The following is a 6,299-nucleotide window of genomic DNA, read 5'->3' as shown; positions in this document are numbered from 1 at the left end:
CATCAGGAAACCAACACCCCAAGGCCGCAACGGCTACCAACTGCCGCCGCCTGCGCATCCCTTCTCACAACACGGTATGTACTTGTCAAAGAGCCCGCAGCACTGAAACGTGCCGCACCGGCCGCTCTTCCGCATCCCCTTCTTCAGAGGATCGGATCGGAGTGACCGGAGAATTTCGGTCGAAGCCGGAAGATCGAAACCGCTAAGTCGCCGTTTTCTCTTCCGTTTCTGCCGCCGCCGCTGCGCCTCGTTCAGCGCCCCGCCGTCGGTGGAGCGGTTTATAGGCGCCCTCCCACAAACCGCGCAAGCGCTTTTTTCATCGCTCCGTCATTTTTTCGGCGGCGTCATTTTTCGCAGGCGCGGCCGGTGGCGCGATCCGTAAAGTGGCTCATCGTTTCGTTGCGAGCGCAGGACCATGCGGAGCTTCCGTCTTCTCCACACCGCCGACTGGCATCTGGGCCAGACCCTGCACGGGATCCCCCGCGATGCCGAGCATGCCGGATTCCTCGACTGGCTGATCGACCGCATCGGCGAGCATCGGGTGGATGCGCTGGTCATCGCCGGCGACGTGTTCGACGGACAGAACCCGCCGATCCCGGCTCTTGCACTCTTCTACCGGTTCGTCGCGCGAGCGAAGGCGCTGCACCCGCGGCTCGACATCGTGGTGGTCGCCGGCAACCATGACAGCGCCAGCCGCCTGGAAGCCCCCTCGCCGCTGATGACCGAAATGGGGGTACGGGTGATCGGCACCCTCCCCTCTTCCGCCGCCGGGATGTTCGATCCGTCGCCGCTGATCGTACCGCTGCACGACGCCGATGGCGCCGTCGCCGCCCGCTGCGTCGCCATGCCCTATCTGCGGCCGTCCGACCTGCCGGCGGTCGAGGAGGCCGAGGACGTCGATCCGCTGATCGAAGGAGTGCGGCGGCTCTACAGCCAGGCCTGGAGCGGTGGGCGGGAGCGCTGCGGGACGGGCGAGGCGCTGATCCTCACCGGACATTGCTATATGCGGGGCGGCGCCCTGTCCGAATTGAGCGAGCGCAAGATCCTGGGCGGCAACCTGCATGCCCTGCCGGTCGACATCTTCCCGGACGATGCCGCTTATGTGGCGCTTGGCCACCTGCACCGGGCACAGGCGGTCGGCGGGCGCGAGGCGGTGCGCTACAGCGGGTCGCCGATCCCGCTGGCGTTGGACGAGCAGCCCTATCTCCATCAGGTGGTGCTGACCGAATTCGCAGGCGGGCAACTGGTCGGGCATGAGGCGTTGCGGGTGCCCCGCCATGTCGCGATTCACCGGGTCAGCGAAGCCAGTCCGGAAGCGGCGCTCGACAGGCTGAAGCGGCTGGAACTGGACAACGGACTGGCGCGCGATGCCTGGCCTTTCCTGGAGGTGACGGTCACGCTGCCGGAACCGCGCCCCGCCCTGCGCGACGAGGTCGAGGCCGTGCTGGCCGGGCGGCCGGTGCGGCTGCTGAAGCTGGGTGTGCGACTGACCGGCAGCGGCCAGACCCTGGCCGACAGCGCGCCGCCGGTCGATCTGGCCTCGCTGGAGCCGGAGGAGGTCTTCCGCCGTCTCTACCGCCGCAGCCACGACGGCGATCCCGAGCCGGACCTGATGGCGGCCTTCCATGAGCTGCTGACCGGCGTGCAGGAGACGATGTGATGCGGATTCTCGCGGTTCGCGGTGCCAACCTGACCAGCCTGGACGGTTCCTTCGCCATCGATTTCGACCGGGAGCCGCTGCGGCGGGCCGGGCTGTTCGCCATCACCGGTCCGACCGGCGCCGGCAAGAGCACCATCCTGGATGCCCTGTGCCTCGCCCTGTTCGACCGCATGCCGCGGCTGCCGGAAGGGCGCGGCGAGATGCTGGGGCCGGACGGCGATCCCAACAGCATCCGCACCACCGACGTGCGAACGATCCTGCGGCGCGGAGCCGGTTCCGGTTGGGCCGAGGTCGATTTCGTCGGCATCGACGACGAGGCCTACCGCGCCCGTTGGGAGGTGCGGCGGGCCCGGCAGAAGGCCCAGGGTGCTTTGCAGCTGCAGAGCATGTCGCTGAGCAGCCTGGACGGCGAGCGCCGTTTCGGCGACGGCAAGAAGAGCGTGCTCGAGGAGATCGAGCGGCGGCTCGGACTGAGCTTCGAGCAATTCCGGCGCGCGGTCCTGCTGGCCCAGGGCGACTTCGCCACCTTCCTGAAGGCGCCGCCGCGCGAGCGCTCCGCCTTGCTGGAGCTGCTGACGGGGACGGAGATTTACTCGCGCCTGTCGATTGCGGCGCATGAGCGGACGACTGCGGAGAAGCAGGCGCTCGACAGGCTAGTGGCGCAGGGCGGCGGCATCGGGGTGCTGAGCGACGACGACCGGACTGCCCTGCAAGCCGAGGCCGGCGAGGCGGCGGAGGCGGTGCGGAGCGGCGAGCAGGCGTTGGCGCGCGCCCAGGCGGCGCTGGCCTGGCATGAGCGCGACCGCCAGCTCGCGGCGGCGGAAAGCAAGGCGGTCGAGGCCGCAGACGCGGCGGAGCGCGCGTGGAGCGGCGCGGAGGAGCGGCGCGACGCCGCTCTCGCCCTGCGCGGGTTGCAGCCGCTGCGGCCGGTGCTGGCGGACGCCGACCGCGCGCGCGACGAGGCGGCGGAGGCCGCGGCGGCGGTCGAGCGGGCGGAGACGGGCCTGGCCGCGGCACGGCTGGCGGTGGATGAGGCGACCGGCCGCCATGGCGAGGCCCGGCGGCGCTTCGAGGCGGCCTGTGCCGAGCAGGCCAGGGCCGAGCCCGAACTTGACCGCGCGGCCGACCTTGATGGACGGATCGCAACCCTGACCGGCGAGCAGGGGACCGCCGACGCGGCGGCGAAAATCGCGGTCCAGCGCAGCATCGCGCTGCGAAAGGCCATGCAGGATATCGACGCCACCCTGTCCTCGGCCCGCAGCGATGCCGCAAGGTTGGAGATCTGGCTGCGCGAGCAGGCTGGCTTCGCGGCGGTGGCCGGGCAGTGGGAGCGGTGGGACCGGCTGCTGGCGCGCATCGTCGCCGACGGACGGAGCGGAAAGGCCGCCGCGCAGGAGCGCCAACGGCTGGAGCGGGAGCTTGCGGCGACCGAAGCCGCGGCACGCACCGTGGAAGGGCGGCTGGCCGAGGCGCGCGAGCGGTGCCGCTCGTCCGAACAGGCGCTGGACAGCTTGCGCGGCACGGCGGTGCCGTCGCTGGAAGAGGCGCGACAGGCGCGGTCGGAGGCCGGACGCCGCCGTGACGGGCTGCTGGCCCTGCTTGCCACCGGAGAGGCGCGGCAACGGCTGGAAGCCGAGCGCACCGCCGCGGACGGAGAGCGGCTGCGGCTGCTGGGCGAGGCGGAGCGCGACGGAACGGCGGCGCGGGAGCTTGCCGAAAGCCGGGCCGGACGGCAGGCCGCGGTGATGGAGGCGGAGCGTACCCTGCAACGGCTGTTGCTGGCCCAGCGCGAGGATGTCGAAAGCCTGCGCGGCCGGCTGGTCGACGGTGAGCCCTGCCCGGTCTGCGGATCGGCGGATCATCCCTGGGCGGGCGACGGGGCGACTCCGCTGGGCCGGGTGACGCAGGATCAGGAAGCGCATCTCGCCGGATTGCGCGAGGCCCTGGCCGCGACGGTGGCCCGGCATGCGGCACTGGAAGCGGCGGAACTGGCGGCGCGCAAGGGAGCCGAGGCGCTGACCGCGCGGCTGGCGGCGATGGCGCAGGAGGCCGACGGGCTTGAAGCGCGCTGGGCAGCACAGGCGTCGGCCGTCGATTGGGACACCGGAGGCGGAGCGCTCACCGAAACACACACGGACATCCATACGGACATCCGCGGGCAAGTCGAGGCGGTGGACCGCCGGATGGCCGCCATCGCGCAGGATGAGGAGCGGGCGCTCGACCATCGCCGGCGGCTGGATGCGGCGCAGCTGGAGCATCGGCGGCTGGAAACCGCGGCGGCCGGTCTGGCAAGCGAGTGCGAGGCGACCCGGCAGCGGCTGGCCGACGGCCGGCAGGCCCTGGCCCTGGCGGCGGCGGCGCTGGAGCGGGCGGAGGCCGACCGGGACTCCGCGCTGGCCGAGCTGGCTGACGGCCTGGCGGGAGAGGCCGGGTGGCAGGCGCTGCTGGAGCAGGCCCCGGAGGACTACCGGGCCGCTTTGGCAAGGCGGGTGAGCGACCATCGCGAGAAGAGCGACGGGCTGGCCCGTGCCGCCCGCGAGGTCGAGCGCGCGAGCGGCGAACGGGCGGTGCAGAGCGCCGAACTCGAGGCTGCGCAGCGGGCAGAGGACGAGGCGCGCAATCGCGCAGACGATCTCGCCGGGCGGCTGGCCGAGGCCCGGACGGCGCGCGGCGCGGTGCTGGGCGGACGGCCGGTGTCGGAGGTGCGGACGGCACTGGCCGCACGGAAGCATGAAGCCGAAGCCCTGGTCGAGAAGGCCACTTTCGCCCGGCAGGACGCCATCGCCCGACTGTCGGCCGCGGAGCAGGAGCGGGAAACCCGCGGCGAGGCGGCGAGACGCTGCGCCGACAAGGCCCGGACCGCCGGCGAGCGGCTGGGCTGCGCGGTCGCCGAGCGCAGGGTCGGGCTGGACGAGGTCCGCCGGCTGCTGGCTGCGCCCGAAAGCGAGCTGGAGGCGGAAGAGCTGGCGCTGGCGGTGCTGGAACGGGCGCGCGGCGATGCCGCTCTGGTGGTCGCCGAGCGGCGGCGTCAGCGCGGCGACCACCATGCCGCGGGTCGTCCGGCACAGAGCGTCGAGGAATCCGGGGCTGCGGCGGAGAGCATCCATGCGGTGCTGGAGCGCGACCGCGACCGGCTGGGCTCGGCCCGCGGCCGGCTGGAGGCGGACGATGCCAATCGGCAGCGGCTGACCGGGCTGATGGCGGCTATCGAGGCGCAGCAGGCGCGTTCCGCGCTGTGGGGCAAGATGGCGCAGTTGATCGGTTCGTCGACCGGACAGAAGATGCGCAACTTCGCCCAGAGCCTGAGCCTGGACCTGCTGCTGACCCATGCCAACCGGCATCTGGAGGATCTCGCCCGCCGCTATCGGCTGGAACGGGTGACCGGGGCCGATCTGGAAATCCAGGTGGTCGACCGCGAGATGGGCGACGAGCGGCGCGGCGTCCACAGCCTGTCGGGCGGCGAGCTGTTCCTGGTGTCGCTGGCCCTGGCGCTCGGGCTTTCGGCGATGGCGGCGGGCACTGCCGGCGGGATCGGCACGCTGTTCATCGACGAGGGGTTCGGCACGCTGGATCCCGACAGCCTGGACGTGGCGCTGTCCTGCCTGGAAGCCTTGCAGGCCGGCGGGCGTCAGGTCGGCGTCATCAGCCACGTGCCGGCGATGGTCGAGCGCATCGGCACGCAGATCCGCGTGGTGCCGCTGGGCGGCGGGCGCAGCCGGGTGACGGTGCAGTCGGTGGCGGGAGTGGCGCTGGGATTGGCGATTGAGGAGGTGGAGGGGGTTTAAGGCGGAGTGGTCGCAGCGTCGTCCCTCCCTTCGGCGTCCCCTTCCCCTCGACGCGGTGATTTGAAGCGCTTCATCCGTCGCCCAGTGGGCGGGTCGGTTCGCGCGAGGCCTCAGCCCGGTTGTCGAGATGACGGCTTTGCCGATGCCGTCGTCATCCATGCACAGGCGGTGCATGGAAATGTGCGCGCGGCGAGATTCCGTTATTCTTGGCATGGACCGCTCCTCGGCCCGCGACCGCTCTCGGGGTGCGGACGGGGTCTGTGGACAAGACATCTGTCCCACCCAGCTCTGTGGCGATTGGCGGCTGAGCAGCTCCAATTCGGCTATCGGCGCCTGGGTTTTCCGCCGATGCGCGATGAGTTGAAGCTCAATGCCGGGAATGCGGATCCCAACCTTCGGAATCACAGTCTTTGCGTGCAAAGGTCAGCCCGATGGCGAAGCCGTTCGATTGTGTAAAAATTTGCATTAAAATGTCTTTTTACCACCATCGCGATACATGATAAGATAAGTCCATAAAAGAAAGATCGTTTGATCGCATTTTACCCTTGTACCGATATCCAGAACAACCCAGCCATCGGGGGCTCCTTATGCGCAAGACTCTCCTCTACGCCGCCTTTGCGATGACAAGCGGAATGGCACTGTTCAGCACGCCCGCCGCCGCCTGCAACGACGAGTCATACATCGGCACGATCTGCACCTTTGCGTTCGACTGGTGCCCTCGCAACTACATCCCTGCCGATGGCCGGACATTGGCGATCCGTGAGTATCAGGCGCTGTTCGCGCTGGTCGGCTTCCGCTACGGCGGCGACAACGCCAATACCTTCGGTATTCCGGACCTGCGCGGCCGCGCCGCA

At 70.4% G+C, this 6,299-nt stretch carries 3 protein-coding genes; all 3 read left to right on the top strand.

Annotation, left to right across the window (positions count from 1 at the left end):
- The first annotated feature begins 415 nt into the window (after nt 1–415).
- Nucleotides 416–1,660: an exonuclease SbcCD subunit D C-terminal domain-containing protein gene (locus TSH64_RS22115; protein WP_109448294.1), complete on the top strand. Its 1,245-nt coding sequence runs from the start codon at nt 416–418 to the stop codon at nt 1,658–1,660.
- Nucleotides 1,660–5,445 carry an AAA family ATPase gene (locus TSH64_RS22110; RefSeq protein WP_109448292.1) on the top strand — a complete coding sequence of 1,262 codons (3,786 nt, stop codon included), beginning with the start codon at nt 1,660–1,662 and terminating at the stop codon, nt 5,443–5,445. Before TSH64_RS22115 ends, TSH64_RS22110 begins: the two co-directional genes overlap by 1 nt.
- Before the next feature lie 587 nt (nt 5,446–6,032).
- The coding region (locus TSH64_RS22105; protein ID WP_146208131.1) for a phage tail protein at nt 6,033–6,299 on the top strand (267 nt) is incomplete at its 3' end.

Source organism: Azospirillum sp. TSH64, from assembly GCF_003116035.1.
In the GTDB taxonomy this organism is placed as follows: Bacteria; Pseudomonadota; Alphaproteobacteria; order Azospirillales; family Azospirillaceae; genus Azospirillum.
Note: the sequence above shows the minus strand (reverse complement) of the source record. Positions and strands in the feature narration are given on the sequence as shown.

Coding starts and splice junctions, on each gene's coding strand:
- TSH64_RS22115 (WP_109448294.1), top strand. CDS start 416: ATGCGGAGCTTCCGTCTTCTCCACACCGCCGACTGGCATCTGGGCCAG.
- TSH64_RS22110 (WP_109448292.1), top strand. CDS start 1,660: ATGCGGATTCTCGCGGTTCGCGGTGCCAACCTGACCAGCCTGGACGGT.